14 protein-coding genes are annotated in these 14874 nt (G+C 65.6%); 3 read left to right on the top strand and 11 right to left on the bottom strand.

What is annotated here, in order from left to right; translation table 11 throughout:
- Nucleotides 1-257: 257 nt before the first annotated feature.
- From OXM58_07295 to OXM58_07245, 11 genes are all read right to left on the bottom strand, one after another.
- Nucleotides 258-1052, bottom strand: a complete 795-nt coding sequence (locus tag OXM58_07295; GenBank protein ID MDE0148161.1) for an IclR family transcriptional regulator — start codon at nucleotides 1050-1052, stop codon at nucleotides 258-260.
- Entirely contained in the window at nucleotides 1049-1462 is a 414-nt protein-coding gene (locus OXM58_07290; protein MDE0148160.1) for a Rieske 2Fe-2S domain-containing protein, read from the bottom strand. Before OXM58_07290 ends, OXM58_07295 begins: the two co-directional genes overlap by 4 nt.
- Before the next feature lie 12 nt (nucleotides 1463-1474).
- On the bottom strand, nucleotides 1475-2512 hold the full coding sequence (locus tag OXM58_07285) for a branched-chain amino acid ABC transporter permease (protein MDE0148159.1): 1038 nt from the start codon (nucleotides 2510-2512) through the stop codon (nucleotides 1475-1477).
- 11 nt (nucleotides 2513-2523) lie between these two features.
- A complete protein-coding gene (locus OXM58_07280) occupies nucleotides 2524-3390 on the bottom strand; it encodes a branched-chain amino acid ABC transporter permease (GenBank protein MDE0148158.1) in 867 nt (288 codons plus the stop codon).
- A 33-nt stretch (nucleotides 3391-3423) separates the two neighbouring features.
- Nucleotides 3424-4134 carry an ABC transporter ATP-binding protein gene (locus OXM58_07275; GenBank protein MDE0148157.1) on the bottom strand — a complete coding sequence of 237 codons (711 nt, stop codon included), beginning with the start codon at nucleotides 4132-4134 and terminating at the stop codon, nucleotides 3424-3426.
- Nucleotides 4131-4853, bottom strand: a complete 723-nt coding sequence (locus OXM58_07270) for an ABC transporter ATP-binding protein (protein MDE0148156.1) — start codon at nucleotides 4851-4853, stop codon at nucleotides 4131-4133. Before OXM58_07270 ends, OXM58_07275 begins: the two co-directional genes overlap by 4 nt.
- 198 nt (nucleotides 4854-5051) lie before the next feature.
- Entirely contained in the window at nucleotides 5052-6341 is a 1290-nt protein-coding gene (locus OXM58_07265) for an ABC transporter substrate-binding protein (GenBank protein ID MDE0148155.1), read from the bottom strand.
- Between the two features lie 45 nt (nucleotides 6342-6386).
- A complete protein-coding gene (locus OXM58_07260) occupies nucleotides 6387-7451 on the bottom strand; it encodes a maleylacetate reductase (GenBank protein MDE0148154.1) in 1065 nt (354 codons plus the stop codon).
- A 49-nt stretch (nucleotides 7452-7500) separates the two neighbouring features.
- Nucleotides 7501-9015 (bottom strand): aldehyde dehydrogenase family protein, encoded by a 1515-nt coding sequence (locus tag OXM58_07255; protein MDE0148153.1) that lies wholly within the window; start codon nucleotides 9013-9015, stop codon nucleotides 7501-7503.
- A 191-nt stretch (nucleotides 9016-9206) separates the two neighbouring features.
- Complete coding sequence (locus OXM58_07250) at nucleotides 9207-10202, bottom strand: hydroxyquinol 1,2-dioxygenase (protein ID MDE0148152.1); 996 nt, start codon at nucleotides 10200-10202, stop codon at nucleotides 9207-9209.
- Between the two features lie 44 nt (nucleotides 10203-10246).
- Nucleotides 10247-10765, bottom strand: coding sequence for a hydroxyquinol 1,2-dioxygenase (locus tag OXM58_07245; protein ID MDE0148151.1), 519 nt, complete (start codon nucleotides 10763-10765; stop codon nucleotides 10247-10249).
- Nucleotides 10766-11066: 301 nt separating this feature from the next.
- On the opposite strand from OXM58_07245, the gene OXM58_07240 reads away from it, so the two are divergent.
- The 3 genes from OXM58_07240 (at nucleotide 11067) to OXM58_07230 (ending at nucleotide 14868) form a co-directional block, all read left to right on the top strand.
- Nucleotides 11067-12809, top strand: coding sequence for an ABC transporter substrate-binding protein (locus OXM58_07240; protein MDE0148150.1), 1743 nt, complete (start codon nucleotides 11067-11069; stop codon nucleotides 12807-12809).
- Between the two features lie 73 nt (nucleotides 12810-12882).
- The gene (locus tag OXM58_07235) at nucleotides 12883-13833 is read left to right on the top strand and encodes an ABC transporter permease (GenBank protein MDE0148149.1); all 951 of its coding nucleotides are present in this window, start codon (nucleotides 12883-12885) and stop codon (nucleotides 13831-13833) included.
- 9 nt (nucleotides 13834-13842) lie between these two features.
- A complete protein-coding gene (locus OXM58_07230; protein ID MDE0148148.1) occupies nucleotides 13843-14868 on the top strand; it encodes an ABC transporter permease in 1026 nt (341 codons plus the stop codon).
- Nucleotides 14869-14874 lie beyond the last annotated feature (6 nt).

The raw sequence follows: 14874 nt of genomic DNA, 5'->3' as shown, positions 1-14874 counted from the left end.
ACTGTGGTAAGCCGGAAGGGGCCGGGAAGGACCACTACGCGATTGGAATAAAGCCAATATTAACGAAAAAAAGGAATATAGTTGAAAGACCGGCCCGGCTCACGGCTTTTCGCAGGGGAATCCCTGGGGGAGGGCCTAGGGGAGGGGTCGGGCGGCGGCTCGGGGAGGCGTCCGGGCCATGACGCAGAAATAGGCAAATGAGCTGCGAATACAAGAACAAAACAAGAAAATGAGCAGACCGGGCTTTGCCCGCCATCCTACGGCAGCGCTTCCGTCGTCTTGCGTACAGCGTCACGGAGCGCGGGAAGATAGACGTCGAGCATGCGCTGAACCGGCGTGCGTGCGGCGGCGCCCCCGATATTGAGCGCGGCGATGCAGGCGCCCGTGCGGTCGAAGAGCGGCACGGCGATGGAGCGGACGCCGGGCTCCAGTTCCTCGTCGACCAGGCAGAAGCCCCGGGCCCGTACCTTGTCGATCTCGGCGCGCAGGCGGTCGGGGTCGGTAATCGTGCGCGGCGCCCGTTTCGCCGGCGTCGTCCGCGCCAGGTAGCCGTCCAGCCAGTCCGGCGGGCGGTGGGCCAGCAGCACCCGGCCGAGCGACGTGCAGTAAGCCGGCAGGCGCGTGCCGATGCTGAGATTGACCGCCATGATCCGGGTCGCCGGGACGCGCGCAACATAGACGATCTCGTCGCCGTCCAGCACCGCCGCCGAACAGCTTTCCTGCACCGTGAGGGCGACCTGCTCCATGAAGGGCTGGGCGATATGCCACCAGCTCATGGAGGAGAGATAGGCATAGCCGAGACGCAGGATGTGGGGCGTCAGCGAGAAATGCTTGCCGTCGGACGCGACGAAGCCGAGGTCTTCCAGGGTGAGCAGGAAGCGGCGCGCCGCGGCCCGTGTCATGCCGGTGGCGGCGGAAACTTCGGTGAGCGTCATCGACGGCCGCTCCGGCCCGAAGGCCTGGATCACCGCCAGGCCGCGGGCCAGCGAACGAACCCGTTCCCGGTCGGCGGCTGGCGGCCGGGCGGGATACGCGCTCTCCGGCCGGTTCATGCCGCGCTCTCCGCCCGGGCCTCCGGTTCCGGATCGCCGATCACCACCGCGCCGCCGCGCACCTCGACCGGCACGGCGTTGAGCGCATAGCCCTCGACCGGGCCGGAGACGCAATGGCCGTCGACCGGCCGGAAGCAGGCATAGTGCCAGGCGCACTGGATCAGGCCGTCGGAATTCAGCAGCTCGTCGGGCCGGGCGGTCATCCGGATCTTGAAATGCGGGCACTGGTTGATGTAGGCGCGCGGCCCGCCCTCCGTACCGACCAGGATCAGGTCGAACGCCGTCTTGCCCTCGCCCCAGGTGAACGCGCGCGCCTCGCCGGCGCCGATTTCCGCCGCGGCGCACAGCCGGTCGCCGGGCGACGGCGCGAAGGGGCGGCTGTACCACGGCCGGTCGAAGCGTACCGTCATGCCCGCATCCCGTTACGGACTGCCCGGCGGGCGGCCGTCGCGCAGATAGAGCCGCCTCTGGACCGGGAAGAAATGCAGGTCGAAGCGCGCGGCGAGCAGGCCCCAGATGCCCTGCGGCGCGCGCAGCATGATGACGACGGCGACCAGGCCGAGGATCATCAGGTACCAGCTGCCCAGGTCGGCGAGAAATTCCCGCAAGATGAAGAAGACGATGGTGCCGACGATCGGCCCCTCGATCCGCCCGATGCCGCCGATCACCACGATGAAGATGACATAGGCGGTCCAGTCGATCAGGCTGAAGGCGGCGTCCGGCGCGATGCGGAATTTCTGCAGATAGATCAGCGCGCCGATGAAGCCGGTGATCGAGGCCGCCAGCACATAAACGTAGAGCTTGGTGCGGAAATTGTTGACGCCCAGGCTTTCCGAGGCCGCCTCGCTGTCGCGGATGGCGGTGAGCCCCAGCCCGTAGCGCGAGCGCAGCATCCAGTAAACGATACCGGTCGAGGCCACGGCGACCGCGATGCCGATCGCGAAGACCACCAGTTCCCGTTCCGACCGGCTGCCGGCGACCGCCTTGATGACGCCGATCGGCAGGCTCATGCCGGAGCCGCCGCCGAGGTCGGAGACCTGGGCGAAGCTGAGGCGGTAGACCTCCGCCGTCACCCAGGTGCCGATGGCGAAATAGGCGCCGCGCAGCCGGAACACGATGAGCGCAGTCGGAATGGCGAACAGGGCCGCGGCCACGGCGGCCAGCGGCAGCGCCAGCAGCGGATGGACGCCCAGCCAGATCGAGAAGACGAACAGCGCATAGCCGCCGAGGCCGACGAAGGCCTGCTGGCCGACCGAGACCAGCCCGGCATAGCCCGCCAGCAGGTTCCACATCTGCGCCAGCGCCAGGAAATAGCAGAACTCGACCACCAGCCGCATTTCGGCCCGGCCGCCCCAGAGGGGCGTCGCCGCCAGGAAGACGACGCCGGCGAGCAGGACCAGCAGGCCGATCCGGCTCGTGCGGGTCGCCGTCGCGACGCGGTATTGCGCGGTATCCGCCATGTGCCGCGGCCTCAGTCGACCGCCCGGGGGAACAGGCCCCGCGGCCGGACCACCAGGAGGATCAGGAACACGACATGGCCGGCGAGCTGGTCGGCGCCGGGGAACAGCTTGCCGCCGACGATCTGGGAGACGCCGAGGATGATGCCGCCGGCCAGCGTGCCCCACAGGCTGCCCAGCCCGCCGATGATGACCGCCTCGAAGGCGTAGATCAGCCGGCCCGGTCCGATGCTGGGATCGAAGGAGGTGCGCATGCCGAGGAACACGCCGGCGAGCGCCACGACCGCGAGCGAGATCGCCATGGCGAGGGCGAAGATGTGGCGGTTGTCGATGCCCATCAGGCGGGCCGTGTCCGCATCGTCGGAGGTCGCCCGGAAGGCGCTGCCCAAGGCGGTGCGGTAGAACAGGAATTGCAGGCCGGCGATCACCGCGATAGCGCAGGCGAACACGATCATCGGGAACACGCCGACCGCCAGCCCCTCGACGATCTGGAGGCTCGCCGTCTGGAGGGCGCCGGCCGGCAGCTTCTGGCTGTCCGCCGAGAAGATTTCCAGCAGCGCGTTCTGGATGATGATCGACAGGCCGAAGGTGACGAGCAGGGGCGGCAGGATATCCGGCCCCAGGGTGAAGTTGAGCACGCCGCGCTGGAGCGCATAGCCGATCGCGAACATCAGCGGCACGACGATCAGCAGGCAGATCAGCGGATGCAGGCCGAGGCCGCTGACGATCGCCAGGCCGAGGAAGCTCGACAGCACGATCAGGTCGCCATGGGCGATGTTGACCAGCCGCATCACGCCGAAGATGAGCGACAGGCCGGTGGCGAAGAGCGCGTACAGCCCGCCGACCAGAACGCCCTGTATGACGGCGTTGACCCAGTCCATCAGTCGATCCGTTCCATCAGTCGGCCCGTTCCATCAGGCGGCGCCCTTGAGCCCGAAATAGGCTTCCCGGATGGCGTCGTGGCTGAGTTCGTCGGGCGGGCCCTCCAGCGTGACGCGCCCCTCCATGAAACAGTAGACCCGGTCCGAGACCGCCATGGCCTGCTGGATATCCTGCTCGACCACGACGACGGTGGTGCCGGCCTCCTGAATGGCGGGCAGGGCGTCGTAGATGTCCTTGATGATCGTCGGCGCGAGGCCGAGGCTGATCTCGTCGCACAGCAGCAGTTCGGGGTTCGACATCAGCGCCCGGCCGATGGCGACCATCTGCTGCTGGCCGCCGGAAAGCGCCGTCGCCGGCGTCCGGCGGCGTTCCTGCATGAAGGGGAACAGGTCGAGGATCCGGTCGACCGACCAGTCTCCGCTCCGGCCGCTGTAGGCGCCGATCTTCAGGTTTTCCTCGACAGTAAGCGAGGGGAACAGCTTGCGGCCCTCGGGCACCATGGCGATGCCGAGGCCGACGATCCGGTTGGCCGGCAGGTCGCCGATCGGCTGCCCGTTGAAATGGATGGCCTCGGCGGCGTTGGCGAGCAGGCCGGTCAGGCTGCGCAGGAAGGTCGACTTGCCGGCGCCGTTGGAGCCGATGATAGCGACGGTCTCGCCTTCCGCGATCGCGAAATCGATGCCGAACAGGGCCTGGAAATCGCCGTAGAAGGCCGTGAGGCCGCGGGTTTCGAGCAGGCTCATTCCGCACCGATCCCCATGTAGATTTCCTGCACCTGGGCGCTGTTCATCACCGCGTGGGGATCGCCGTCGTCGATCTTCACGCCGAAATTGATCACGATCAGCCGGTCCACGACCGAGAGCAGCGCATGCACGATATGCTCGATCCAGACGATCGAGACGCCGCCGGCACGGATTTCGCGGATCGTGTCGACAAGAGCGAAGCACTCGTCTTCGGTCAGGCCGCCGGCGATCTCGTCGAGCAGAAGCACCCTGGGGTCGGAGGCCAGCGCGCGGGCCAGTTCGAGCCGCTTGCGCTCGAGCAGCGACAGGCTGCCGGCCAGCGCGTTGGCCTTGGCGATCAGCCCGGTCTTTTCGAGGATCTCCGCGCACGGCCCGTAACACTGGGATTCTGCCTTGCCGGTACCGAAAGCGGCCCCGACCAGCAGATTCTCGAACACCGTCATGCCGACGAAGGGGTGCGGAATCTGATAGGAGCGCCCGATGCCCCTGCGGCAGCGCTCGTGGGCGGACAGCTTCGTGATGTCCGCGCCGTCGAAGGCGATCCGCCCGGCGTCCGGCGCCAGGCCGCCGCTGATCAGGTTGAACAGCGTCGTCTTGCCGGCGCCGTTCGGCCCGATCACGCCGAGCGCCTCGCCCTCGTCCAGATGCATGCTGAGATCGTCGATCACGACCAGCGACCCGAACGACTTGCGCGCGTTATGCAGCTCGATCTGCGGCATGGTTTCGTACGGGTCCCCTCGCGGTCCTGGCCGGCCGGCCTTCGAGACGGCCATTTCGAGACGGCGCTTCGCGCCTCCTCAATGGCCTCCTCAGGATGAAGAGATGTGTAAGGCGGCTTGCCTCCATTTTCCCTTCATCCTGAGGAGAGGTTGAGGAGCAGTCCGCAGGACTGCGTCTCGAAACCTCGTCTCGAAGGGCTACGAAATCGGCTCCATCTTGCCGCCCGCCGGGATGATCGGGGCGGTCTCGTTCGCCGTGATGACCAGGTCGTATTTGAACTTCTGGTTCACATAGCGCCACTGGCCGCCGACCAGCGGGGTCTTCGACACGTTCGCGAACGGGCCGCCCTTCGTCCAGTCGACCGGGCCGACGATGGTGCTGGCCTTGGTCGCCGTCAGCGCCTTCAGGTTGGCCTCGTTGTCGGTCGGGTCCGCGGACCGCTTGACGACGTCCACGGCGACCTCAAACAGCGCGTGGACAAAGCCGATGACCTGGGTCCACTGCTTCCCGGTGCCGGCCGTGTAGGACTGGGCGAAGGCGCCGGCCGACTCGCCGGTGATCGACGATTTGAACGGATGGGTCGGCGTCCACCACACCTCGGACGAGAGGTTGTGCGCATTCTTGCCCATGCTCTCGATCACGACCGGGTAGAGCAGCGCCTTGCCGACCGAGACGGCCTTCGGCGCGAAACCCTGCTGCTGGGCCTGGGTCCAGAAGGTGATGAAGTCCGGCGGGATCATCACGCCGGTGACGATCTCGGCCTTCGCCTTCTTGAACGCATCGATGTAGTTCGAGAAGTTGTCGTTCAGGTTCTGGTAGCGGCCGGGGTCGGTAAGCGTATAGCCCTTCTTGGCGAGGACCGGCGGGAAGCCGAGCTTCTTGTCGCCCCAGGCGTTGCCGTCGCCGTCGTTCGGGAACAGGGCGCCGACGGATTTGTTGGTCGAGACCTTGGACCACATGTTGGTGAACACGGCGATCACGTCTTCCAGCCCCCAGAAGAAGTGGTAGGTCCATTTGAAGCCCTCGCCCGGCTTGCCGCCGCGCGTGAAGAACCAGGGCTGCCAGGGCGCTAGCGACGAGATGCAGGGCACGTCGTTGGCCTCGCACTGGTCGCCGACCGGGTTGGTGGTTTCCGGCGTCGAGCCGACCAGCATCAGATGGACCTCGTCCTTCAGGATCAGGTCGGCGGCGACGGCGGCGGCGCGGTTCGGGTTGGACTGGCTGTCCTTCTCGATAATCTCGATATTGTAGGTCTTGCCGCCGGACTTGACGCCGCCCTTGAGCGCCTCGCGGACCTTGTCGATCACGAAGCGGTCGGCCTCGCCGAACGGCGCCAGCGGCCCGGTCTTCGGGCTCACGAAGCCGATCTTGACGGTCTTGGATGCGGCCAGCGCCGCCGGGGCGCCGATGGCCGAGGCCGCCGCCGCGCCGGCGCCGATCTGCAGGGCGTGACGCCGCGATAGCGTCGTCTTGGTCATGTCACTCATCCCGGGTTTCCTCCTGTCTTGAAGCATAGTGCGGGTTGGGATTGCTTAGGCTGCCGGCCGGCGCCCGTGAAAGGCGTCGTCCAGCAGATTGCGGATACCGTCGCGGGTGATCGCGCGCGGATTGTAATACGGATTGCGCACCGCCAGGTCGGCGGCGCGGTCGAGGCCGTCCTCGGGCATGCCGATGTCCTTCAGCGCCACGGGCGCGCCGATCGCGCCGATCAGGTCGTAGACGGCCCGGGGCGCATTCGCCGCGCCTAGCGCCCGGCAGACCCGCGCCATGGCGGCTTTGGCGGCCGGCGCGTTATAGGCCATGGCGTGGGGCAGGATGACGGTGTGGGTCGGCGCGTGGGCCAGGCCGAAGCTGCCGCCTACGACATGGCACAGCTTGTGATGCAGGGCCATGCCGCCCGCCCCCAGCGCAATGCCGCATAGCCACGAGCCGTAGAGGGCATGGGTGCGGCCGTCCAGGTCGCCGGGTTCGGCGCACACCTTCGGCAGGCCGATGCCGAGCGCCCTGATGCCCTCTTCGGCGATCAGGGAGGTGACCGGGTTGGCGTGTTCGCCATAGAGCGCCTCGACGGCGTGGGCGATGGCGTTCATGCCGCTCGGCCCGCTGTAGGACGGCGGCAGCGAGACCGTCAGTTCGGGATCGTAGATCACCGTCCGAGGCAGCATCCGCGGGTCGAGCTTCGTCGTCTTGACGCCGTCTTCGGTGAAGCCCTGGATGGTCGTTATTTCCGAGCCGGCATAGGTCGTCGGCACGGCGAGCACCGGCTTCTCGGACTCAATCGCAATGCCCTTGCCGAGGCCGATGGCGGTGCCGCCGCCGACCGTGACATAGCAGTCGGCGTCGAGTTCGTCGGCGACGCGGCGCGCCTCGTGTACCGTTTCCATCGGCGTGTGCATGACCGCCTTGTCGTGAATGCCGGCGGCGCGGCCGTTCAGCAGCCCGGCGGCCATTTCGGCGTCGCCGCGCTGTTCGGGTGTCGAGATCACGAGCGCCCGCTCGGCGCCCAGCCGCTCCACCTCGGCCGGCAGTTCCCGGCGCCGGCCCGGCCCGAAAACGACCCGGGCGGGCAGGCCGGTATAGGTGAAGGGATCGATCACGCTGCGGGGCTCCTGCTCTCGGGCCTGCTATCGGGCCGGCATCCGGGCGTCAGCGCGGATAATAGGGCGGGATCTGCGCGTCGACATTGACCCAGACCGATTTGGGATGGGTGTATTCGCGCATCGCCTCGAAGCCCATTTCGCGGCCGTAGCCGGACTGGCCGACGCCGCCGAAGGGCGAGCCGGGATTGACCCGCTTGTAGCTGTTGATCCAGACCATGCCGGCGTGGAGCGCGCCGGCGAATTTGTGCGCCCGCTTGAGGTCGGCGGTCCACAGGCCGCTGCCGAGCCCGTATTCGGTGCCGTTGGCGATCTCCAGCGCCTCGGCATCGTCCTTGAACGTCATGACGGAGACGAACGGGCCGAAGACCTCCTCCTGGCACACCCGGTCCGACGGCTTCGCGCGGACGACGGTCGGCCGGACGTAGCAGCCGGCGGCGAGCGCCGGATCGTCCGGGGCCGCGCCGCCGGTCACGATCTCGCCGCCCTCCTCCCGGGCGACGGCGCAATAGTCCAGCACGCGCTGCTGGTGCATCCTGGAGGTCAGCGGCCCCATCTCGGTGGCCGGGTCCAGCGGGTTGCCCAGCCGGATCGATTCGGTGAGGACGAGGAATTTCTCCATGAAGTCGTCGGCGATGCTCTCGTGCAGCATCAGGCGCGAGCCGGCGATACAGGCCTGGCCCTGGTTGTGCCAGATCGCGAAGGCGCTGCCGCCGACCGCGGCCGGGATAAAGGCGTCCTCGAATACGATGTTGGCGCCCTTGCCGCCCAGTTCAAGCTGCAGCTTCTTGAGGTTGCCGGCCGAGGCCTTAACGACGGTCCGGCCGGTCGCGGTCGAGCCGGTGAAGGCGACCTTGGCGATCTCCGGATGTTCGGCGATGCGCGCGCCGGCTGTCCGGCCGTAGCCGGGCACCACATTCACCACGCCGTCAGGAATCCCGACCTCCTGCATCATCTCGGCGATGCGCAGGGTCGAGAGCGGCGTGATCTCCGACGGCTTGATGACGATGCAGTTCCCGGCGGCGAGCGCCGGCGCCATCTTCCAGCTCGTGAACATGAGCGGGAAGTTCCACGGCACGATCTGGCCGACGACACCGACCGCCTCCCGCTCCAGGTAGTTGAGAAATCCGGCCTCGACCGGGATGACCGAGCCTTCGAACTTGTCCGCCATGCCGCCGAAATAGCGGTAGGTGACGGCGGTGCGCGGCACGTCGAGGATCTGCGTGTCGCGGAACGGATGGCCGGTGTTGAGGGCTTCGAGGCGGCCGAGTTCGACCTGCTCTTCCTCGATCCGGTCGGCCAGCTTGAGCAGCAGCCGGCCCCGGTCCATGGCCGCCATCGACGACCAGGCCGGGAAGGCTTTTTGCGCAGCCTCGACCGCCCGGTCGACATCCGCTGCCGTCGCTTCGGCGATCGCGGTGATGACCGAGCCGTCGTGCGGGTTGATCACGTCGATCGTGCCGCCCTCGATCCCGTCGACCCACCGGCCGCCGATGAACAGTTTGTTCCGCAGCGACGCCGGCTTCCAGGCCGTCGGATCGTTCGAAGCACTAATGCCGTCCATGCTGTTGTCCTCCCTGGAACGCCCGGGCCTCCTTCGAGATGGCCATTTCGAGACGGCGCTTCGCGCCTCCTCAATGGCCTCCTCAGGGTGAAGGCGAAACGATCTTCCGATAGAATTTCACTTCGTCCTGAGGAGGGGCTGAGGAGCGGTTCGCAGAACCGCGTCTCGAAGCCCCGTCTCGAAGGACGGCGCTAGAACTGCACCGCGACGACCGGCGCCTCGCCGCTCTGGATCATGTCCGGGATGCGCGGGCTGGCGTTTTCCCAGACCAGCAGCATCGACCGCTTCGGGCTGTAGCCCTGGTGCCGGATATCGGCCGGCATGCAGGCGACGTCGCCCGCCCGCATGACGATGCGGCTGCGCGGCTTGCCGGTCTCCTTGTCCTTGACCTCCCAGGTGATCTCGTCGGACAGCTGCACGAACCATTCGCAGCGGTCGTTGCCGTGCTCGACCGGCAGGATGAACTCCTCCGACGTCGGGCAGAACAGGCTCTCCTTGACCACCGAGCAGACCGAGGGGTTCCAGGTCACGTCGGAGCGGGACAGATAATCGTAGAGATTGAACGCGGCGACTTCGTCCTCGAAGCCGGGCTCGATTTCGACCAGCGGCTGATCCGACGAAACGTCAGCGAACATGCGGTTCTGCGGATAGCCGTTCTCGTCGGTGCGGATTACGGCATCGCCCGGCAGGCCCACCATCCGGTTTGCCGTCACGCGAATCCGGGTGACGGCGTCTGCGTTGTTGCCGTTCTTGCGGCCCCAGGGCTGGCCGGCGTCGTCCTCTCCCGGCGCGGCGAACGGGTCGTAGCCTTCGTTGGTCCAGTCGTCGACCAGGTCGCGGAACAGCTCCAGCAGGTCCTCGGCCTTGAACTTCTCGAGATGGTCGCGGCCGTTTTCCTTGAACACCGGATGATAGGTGCCGGCGAACATGTCGACGATGCCGTAGTGGTTCGTCGTGCCGAACACCGGATCGTAGCTCAGCGTGCCGTAGAAGAAGCCCCAGGCGACGGTGCGCATCATGGCGCGCATGAAGCCGTCGGCGGCCATGGTGTGGGCGCCCTTGGGCCAGGCGATGGCGACGAAGTATTCGTCGCGTTTGAAGGTGAAGGAGCCGGCCTCGTAGGACTTGTAGCCGGTCTCGTTGGAGGCTGGATTGATCTTGTAGTGGGTTTGCAGGGCTTCGGTCATCGGTCGGTCCTCTCGAATGCGGTGTGTTCCGGCTGGCGGCGGCGTCAGCTGGCCGAAAGGCTCTCGGAATGGCAGATTTCGGCCCAGCGCTCGACCGTGGCCGGGCCCTGGATCGTCTGGGTCAGGATCACGGCGGGAGCGCCGGCCTCGAAGCGGTAGGCGGAGCCGCCGGGCAGCAGGGCCTGGTGGCCGCGGCGCAACACGATGCGTCCCATCTTCCTGCCGTCGGGTGCCTCGTCGAGAACGACGGCCCCCTCGCTGTCCGGATCGAGCAGGCTGTCGGCATCGTCCGGCTTGACCAGATGGATCTCCACTTCGCCGTCCATGCACAGGGCGAATTCGTCGTGGGCGCAGGCATACCAGGGAGACTGCCCCTCGGCGCGCACCGCCTCCATGACATATTCGAGGTTCTTGCCGACGGCGACGCGTTCGTAGGGCGCACTCCGGGCCGCAACGTCGAACACGTTGGAGAACACATAGTTTTTCGGGTTGTCGTCGATGGCGTCGACGCCGCCCGGCGTAAAGTCGTTCAAGCCGCCGAATACGGTCTTGTAGTCCGTCACGGTCTTCCTCCTCAAAATGTTCGATATTCGAACTTTTGTTCAATTAACGAACATAAACCACCGCATTGCCGGATGTCAACAACAATCTTCCCTGTAATTCGGGGTAATTCAGACATCCGGCAAAGCCGAAGCAACGATCAATCTTTGTGCCCTGAACCGTATGCCCGATAACGTTAAATTGTTTTTTGCAATAGTTCGCGAAATGAAAATGATGCTTTTCCCGGCAATCGAAAATGATATGGTTGCCGTCCGCAGCGTATGGCGGCACTCCCCGGAGACGAACGCTTCCCCGGACAAGGTCATGCGCTGGATAACCGTGACCCAGGGAGGAAACATGTCGTTTCTCAAACCGCGCAAAGACGATCATCCGAAAGTCCATGAAGCCTATGAGGTGATGAAGGACGGCAGGATGGACCGTCGCGAATTCGTCCGCGTCGCCGCCCTTCTGGGCGTGTCGGCGGGCGCCGCCTATGCCATGGCGGGCATCCCGTCTCCGGCCTGGGCGCTGGAGAACTCCCCCTTCCCGGCCGACGATCCGAAAGCCAAGAAGGGTGGCAAGCTTCGCGTCGGCATGGCGATCCAGAAGATGGAGGATTCGGCGACATTCTCGTGGATCGAGATGTCGAACCAGGCACGCCATATCGTCGAATACCTGTCGATGACAGGCCCGGACAACATCACCCGGCCGATGCTGGCGGAGAGCTGGACGCCGTCGAAGGACCTGAAGACCTGGACCTTCAAGCTGCGCAAGGGCGTGATGTGGCACAACGGCGAGGAACTGGTCGCCGATCACGTCGTCTCGAACGTCAAGCGCTGGCTGACTCCGGGCCTCGGCACCTCGAACGTCGGTCTCGCGACCTTCGGCGCCATGCGCAAGGACAGCGGCAAGAAGGACAAGAAGGGCAAGGCGATCATGGTGGGGATCGAGAACGCCGTCGAGGCGCTCGACAAATACACCGTGCGCTTCAACCTTTCGAAGCCGGTCCTGTCCGTGCCGGAGGATTGCTACCACTATCCGGCGGCGATCCTGCATCCGTCCTTCAAGCGGCCGCTGTCGAAAAACCCGATCGGCACGGGCCCGTACACCCTGGCGTCGCTCGAGGTCGGCAAGCAGTGCATCCTCAAGCGCGTCTCCAAGATGACGAACGGCAAGCCGTTCAAATACTGGGGCGGCGCGGTCTATCTGGACGAAATCCAGTACTACAACTTCTCGAACGAGAACCAGCTTTCGGCGCTCGCTTCGAACCAGGTCGACGCCATCCTCGAATTCACGGTCGAGCAAATGGCGCTCGCCACGTCCCTGCCGGTCAATATCTTCCCGGCGCGGACGGCGCGCACCCTGTGCTGCCGGATGCAGATCTCGAAGAAGCCGTTCGATAACCACAAGCTGCGCCAGGCCGTCGTGATGGCGGCCGACAACGCGAAGATCAAGAGCCTGGTCTATCCGAAGGGCGGCGACATCGGCCAGAACCACCACGTTGCGCCGGTGCATCCGGAATATTTCGCACTGCCGGATCTCAAGCAGGACATTGCGGGTTCGAAGAAGATGCTGGCCGAGGCCGGGTATCCGAACGGCATCGAGCTGACCATCGACGTCGGCAACACCAACGGTCCGTGGCAACAGACCGTGTGCGAGGCCCTGCGCGACCAGGTGAAGGCGGCGGGCATCAAGCTGAAGATCAACGTGATGCCATCGTCGAAATACTGGGAGGTCTGGGACACGACGCCGTTCGGCGCCACGGCCTGGACGCACCGTGCGCTCGGCACCATGGTGATGGGTCTGGGCTACCGGACCGGCGTGCCGTGGAACGAGACCCACTACGCCAGCAAGGAGTTCGACGACGCGCTGAGCGACGCAGAAGCGACGTTCGACGTCGAGGCGCGGCGCGCGAAGATGGAGAAGGTCGAAAAGCTCCTCCAGGACGCGGCCGTGATGGTCCTGCCGATCTACCAGCCGGTCTATACGGCCGCGCTGAAGAACGTGCACGGCTATGTGATGCACCCGACGGGCTTCCACCAGTTCAACAAGGTCTGGATGGCATAGCCCCAGGAAATCGAGACGCCCCGGCCGGAATTGGCCGGGGCGTTTTTCCTGATCACCGACCGGCAGGCTTCTCATGCTCAAGCTGATCGCCCGGCGCCTCCTCCAGATGATTCTCATCATGGTGGTGGTGTCGCTGGTGCTGTTCGTCATTTTCGACAGCGACAAATTTAAGAAACAGATCGCCACGGCCGAACTCGGCGGCTTCTCCGTCGCCGCGATGTCGGACCACGACTATCAGAAGTGGCTGAAGAGCAAGGGCCTCGACGTGCCCGTGTACGAACGCTACGCCCAATGGGTCGGCGGTCTGCTGCAGGGCGATTTCGGCAAGTCCTTCGAGAAGAACGCGCCGGTTTCGCAGGTGATGGGCGAACGGCTGGTCAATACGGGCATCCTCGCCTTCTGGGTCTTCTTCCTGATGATTCCGCTGTCGCTGGTCTTCGGGATCGTTGCGGGCATGAAGGAGGGCTCGCTACAGGACAGATCGGTGTCCTTCATCGCCGTCTTCACGACCTCGATCCCCGAGATCGCGACCGCAATCCTGCTCACCGTCATCATCGCGCTGGGCCTCGGCTGGCTGCCCGCGAAATCGGCGATGACCGGCGGATGGAATTCGGCAGAGCTGATTCTGCCGGTCCTCACGCTGGTGCTTTACGACTTCGGCTATGTGGCGCGCATGACGCGGGCATCGATGGCCGAGGTGATGACCTCGCAATACATCCGGACCGCCGTGCTGAAGGGCATTCCCTATGCCCGGGTGATCATGCGGCACGCGCTGCGCAACGCGCTGATCGCGCCGTTCACGGTGATCGTGCTGCAGCTCAACTGGCTTCTGTCCGGCGTCGTGGTGGTGGAGGTGTTCTTCCAGTTCAACGGCTTCGGCAAGATGCTGCTCGAGGCTGCCCTGTTCGGCGATGTCTACGTCATCCAGGCGGCGACCCTGGTCGCGGTCTTCGTCGCCGTGCTTTCCCAGATCATTTCGGACGTCGGGTACACCTTCCTAAACCCGCGCATCCGGTTCAGCTAGGAGGCGGCGATGACGGATACCACCATGCCGGCGCCGCGCCTGTCGCTGATGCAGCGTCTGAAGCGGCCGAGGGTGCTGATCGTCCTCTGCCTGCTGATGATCATTCCGCTGGTCGGCTACGTCATGTTCGGCGAACCGCTGGCGAAAGCGGGAATCCGGGAAATTGTGCTGGCCCCGGCGGTCCCGGCGACGCTGATCCTCTACGCCATCGCCATGGCGAGCTGGCGCGAATCCTGGGTCGCGGTGCTGGGCGGCACCCTAGTCTTCTTCTGGGTGTTCATCGCCGTTTCGGTGCCCTACCTGCCCCTGCTCGATCCCAACAAGCCGATCCGGCCCTTCGCGTCACCCGGGACCGAGATGGGCGACATCACTTTCTGGCTGGGCACCGACCTCAAGGGCCGGGACATGCTCTCCCGCATGCTGTGGGGCTGCCAGCGCGTCCTCGTCTGGGGCGTGACGGCAACCGCGGTCGCCTATGTCGTCGGCTGCATCTTCGGCCTGATCGCCGGCTATATCAGCGGCATCTGGGACGAGATCATCTCCTTCGTCTCCAACGTGCTGCTGTCCTTCCCGGTGATGGTGCTGTTCATCCTGATCCTGAACTATCTCGGACCGAGCGGCTTCAACATCGTCATCGCGGTCACCTTCGCCTCGGCGCCGGCGATCATGCGTATCGTGCGCGGCCTCGCGCTCGACAACAAGACGCGGGACTACGTCTTCGCCGCGCAGACACGCGGCGAGCATCCGCTCCGCATCATGGTGTGGGAACTGCTGCCCAACGTGCGCGGACCGATCATCGTCGATGCCTGCCTGCGCCTCGGCTACACCACGGTGGCGATCACCACGCTGACCTTCCTCGGCCTCGGCCTGCAGCCGCCGGATCCGGATTGGGGCCTGATGATCAAGGAAGCTTCCAACCTCATGGTCTGGAAGTTCTCCTACATGCTGCTGATCCCGGCGCTGGCCGTATCGAGCCTGATCCTGGGCTTCAACCTGATGGCCGACGGCCTGCGCGAAATGAGTCTGCGCGACTAGGGACGG

This window comes from Rhodospirillaceae bacterium (genome assembly GCA_028819475.1).
GTDB lineage: Bacteria > Pseudomonadota > Alphaproteobacteria > Bin65 > Bin65 > Bin65.
The sequence above is the reverse complement of the archived record's forward strand: the minus strand, read 5'-3'. Positions and strand labels throughout refer to the sequence as shown.